Here is a 3263-nt window from a genome sequence, read left to right as displayed (position 1 = left end):
GGACGTCTACGACGCCAATCAGCAGCGGGCGCTGCGGCTGTCCGGCGAGGAACCGACCTCGGCCCGGGGTGGCCGCGACCCCTGGTCCGCCGCCGACGATCTGGTGCTGCGAAAGATCGCCCAGGCCGGATTCAGCGGACTTTCCAACATGATCAACGGCACGCCGGAGGCGCCCTCCGCCGCTCCGGGCCTGCGCGGGCCGGCGGTGGCGAGCGCGGGTCCGGAAACGTCGGATGTGCCGACCACGGCGCTCGGCTACGCCGCGCAATAACCGGCGCGAAACCAACGCCTCATTTCCGGGCCAAACCGTTGGCCCGACTCGGGATTTTCGCAGGGAAAACGTAGGGTCCCGGGTTGCCAGCGGAGCCTCCGGCCTGATATTTCCTCGCCCGTCGTAACCGTGCTTCCAGTGGGTATCCCTGATGTTGAACGTCGTATCCAGCAAAGCGCGGGAGGAAGCGTCCATGTCGGCCAAGAACGGCTCCATCAAGCTCGTCGCCGGCAACTCCAATCCGGTGCTGGCGCAAGCCATCGCCCAGGGCCTCGACCTGCCGCTGACCAAGGCGGTGGTGCGGCGCTTCGCCGACATGGAGATCTTCGTCGAGATCCAGGAGAACGTCCGCGGCTCGGATGCCTTCGTCATCCAGTCAACCTCGTTCCCTGCCAACGACCATCTCATGGAGCTTCTGATCATCACCGATGCGCTGCGCCGCTCCTCGGCGCGCCGCATCACGGCGGTACTGCCCTATTTCGGCTACGCCCGGCAGGACCGCAAGTCGGGTTCGCGCACGCCTATCTCGGCCAAGCTCGTCGCCAATTTGATCACCCAGGCCGGTGTCGATCGCGTCATGACGCTCGACCTGCACGCCGGTCAGATCCAGGGCTTCTTCGACATCCCGACCGACAATCTGTTCGCCGCGCCGCTGATGGTGCGCGACATCAAGGATCGCTTCGACCTCTCCAACGTCATGGTGGTCTCGCCCGACGTCGGCGGCGTGGCGCGCGCGCGCGGCCTTGCCAAGCGCATCAACACCCCGCTCGCCATCGTCGACAAGCGGCGCGAACGGCCGGGTGAGTCCGAAGTCATGAACGTGATCGGCGACGTCGCCGGCTACACCTGCATCCTGGTCGACGACATCGTCGATTCCGGCGGCACGCTGGTGAACGCGGCCGACGCTCTGATCGCCAAGGGCGCCAAGGACGTTTATGCCTACATCACCAATGGCGTGCTCTCCGGCGGCGCGGCCGCGCGCATCGCGGGCTCGCGCCTCAAGGAACTCGTCATCACCGACTCGATCCTGCCGACCGAGGCGGTGAGCAAGGCGCCCAACATCCGCACGCTGCCGATCGGCAGCCTGATCTCCGACGCCATCGCCCGCACCGCGGCGGAAGAGTCGGTGTCGAGCCTGTTCGACTGAGACTTCTTCGCCTCTCCCCGCGTGCGTGGAGAGGCCGGAATTTGCAAAGCAAATTCGGGGTAATTGCGACTGTCGGCGAGTCCAACTCTCACCGTCGTCGCAGAGACTCCCCCTCGCCCCAACCCTCTCCCCGCAAAGCGGGGAGAGGGAGACATCTGCTACCCCACGATCCCCGCCGCGACCTGGCCGCGCAGCCGCTCGAGGCCGTGCAACGTCTCGGCACAGGCGGCCGCGACCTCGATGCCCTTGGTCGTGAAGTGCCGACGGAAGAAATCGTAGTGCACCTCGGTCTCGTGGAATTGCTGCGGGGTCAGCACCGCGGAGAACACCGGGACCTCGGTGCGGAGTTGGACGTCCATCAACGCCTTTATCACGGTGTCGGCGACGAATTCGTGGCGATAGATGCCGCCGTCGACGACGAGACCGGCGGCGACGATCGCCGTGTAGCGCCGCGTCTTGGCCAGCACCTGCGCGTGCAGCGGGATCTCGAACGAGCCCGGCACCTCGAACACGTCGACATGGGTGAGGTGACGCGCCTCCGCCTCCTTCATGAAGGCGATGCGGGCCTCCTCGACCACGTCGCGGTGCCAGCAGGCCTGCACGAAGGCCACCCGCTGCGGCTTGGCAAAGCGCGGATGCCCGGTCGCCGGAACCGGCGGTGGAGTGTCTGAAGTTTCGGTTTGGGGATCTTGCAACATCTGATTCATGGCTTTCCTCGGTTTAAGGACCAGAATCAGGGCACACGGCACGACAACCAGCCGCATCCTGCGATGCGTCTGCTCCCGACCGTTCTCTTTCATCCGGACTGTGACCGTCGGCTTCGGAGTTGCACCGAATCTGCTGACCCTTCCCGTCGGCACAAACCTCCGGGAAGGCGCTCGCGGGCTTAGGCCCTTCGGCCCTTACCGCCGGTGGGGACTTTCACCCCGCCCTGAGAACATCGGCCGCCCGGAATGAGCGACCTGTGCGGAAATATGACGCCACCGGGCGGGACCGGCAAGCCCGTTCCGCATCGGCAAACCGCATGGTCCCATGCCCCCAGGGATGGCCCCTGCCAGCTGCCGCGGGCGATCTTCTGATCGCGACGGGGCCACCACGCCATGGAATTAACGATTGGCCGATCGGACCGTGCGATCTGACTCCGCTTTGTTCCGAAATTAATAATTATGGCGGAGATCAGCTGTGGACGAAGGAGTCCTGGCTTGTGGACGGACTCGGCAGCCAGTTGCGCAGATTCCGCAAATCACATCACTTGATCCGCGACAGGCCGCGCCGATCCCGGAGATCGCGAAAGCTATCTCCCGATCGACGACGTTTAGGGAGCGCGCGCCGGACCCAACCGCGTGCGTATCAACGACAACAAAAAGGCAAGAGGTCGAGACGGCATGTCCCTGCTCGAAGGCACTATCGATTCCCGAAACCATCCGCTCGCGGTGGTCGAGGACATCGCTGCCAGCAACAACTGGCCGTTCGAACGCTCCGGCGAAGACGAACTCACCATCGTCTCCAAGGGACAATGGACCGACTACCAGATCTCCTTCACCTGGATGGGTGAGATCGAGGCGCTGCATCTGGCCTGCGCCTTCGACATGAAGATCCCGGTGGCGCGGCGCCCCGAGGTGCAGCGGCTCGTCGCCGCGGTCAACGAGCAATTGTGGGTCGGCCATTTCGACCTCTGGACCAACACCGGGATGATCATGCACCGCCAGGCGCTGGTGTTGCCGGGCGGGCTCACCGCCTCGACTGGGCAATGCGAGGCCATGCTCGCCGGCGCCATCCACGCCTGCGAGCGCTACTTCCCGGCATTCCAGTTCGTGGTGTGGGCCGGCAAGACCACGGCGCAGG

Annotated in this window: 3 protein-coding genes, 1 pseudogene and 1 riboswitch; of the genes and pseudogenes, 3 read left to right on the top strand and 1 reads right to left on the bottom strand. The window is 65.2% G+C overall.

Annotated features, from left to right (window positions below; all coding sequences use genetic code 11):
- A pseudogene (locus NLR35_RS33605) lies at positions 1-271 on the top strand (hypothetical protein); the annotation flags it as partial.
- 193 nt (positions 272-464) lie between these two features.
- Positions 465-1418 carry a ribose-phosphate pyrophosphokinase gene (locus NLR35_RS33600; RefSeq protein ID WP_257170834.1) on the top strand — a complete coding sequence of 318 codons (954 nt, stop codon included), beginning with the start codon at positions 465-467 and terminating at the stop codon, positions 1416-1418.
- A 158-nt stretch (positions 1419-1576) separates the two neighbouring features.
- On the opposite strand, the gene NLR35_RS33595 is transcribed toward NLR35_RS33600, so the two are convergent.
- A complete protein-coding gene (locus NLR35_RS33595) occupies positions 1577-2125 on the bottom strand; it encodes a 6,7-dimethyl-8-ribityllumazine synthase (protein WP_257170833.1) in 549 nt (182 codons plus the stop codon).
- Between the two features lie 77 nt (positions 2126-2202).
- A riboswitch (FMN riboswitch) is annotated at positions 2203-2361 on the bottom strand.
- Positions 2362-2803: 442 nt separating this feature from the next.
- On the opposite strand from NLR35_RS33595, the gene NLR35_RS33590 reads away from it, so the two are divergent.
- Positions 2804-3263 (top strand): YbjN domain-containing protein (locus tag NLR35_RS33590; RefSeq protein ID WP_257170832.1); only part of this gene is annotated, 460 nt, incomplete at its 3' end.

The sequence above is a fragment of the Bradyrhizobium sp. SRS-191 genome, assembly GCF_024586915.1.
GTDB lineage: Bacteria > Pseudomonadota > Alphaproteobacteria > Rhizobiales > Xanthobacteraceae > Bradyrhizobium.
Note: the sequence above shows the minus strand (reverse complement) of the source record. Positions and strands in the feature narration are given on the sequence as shown.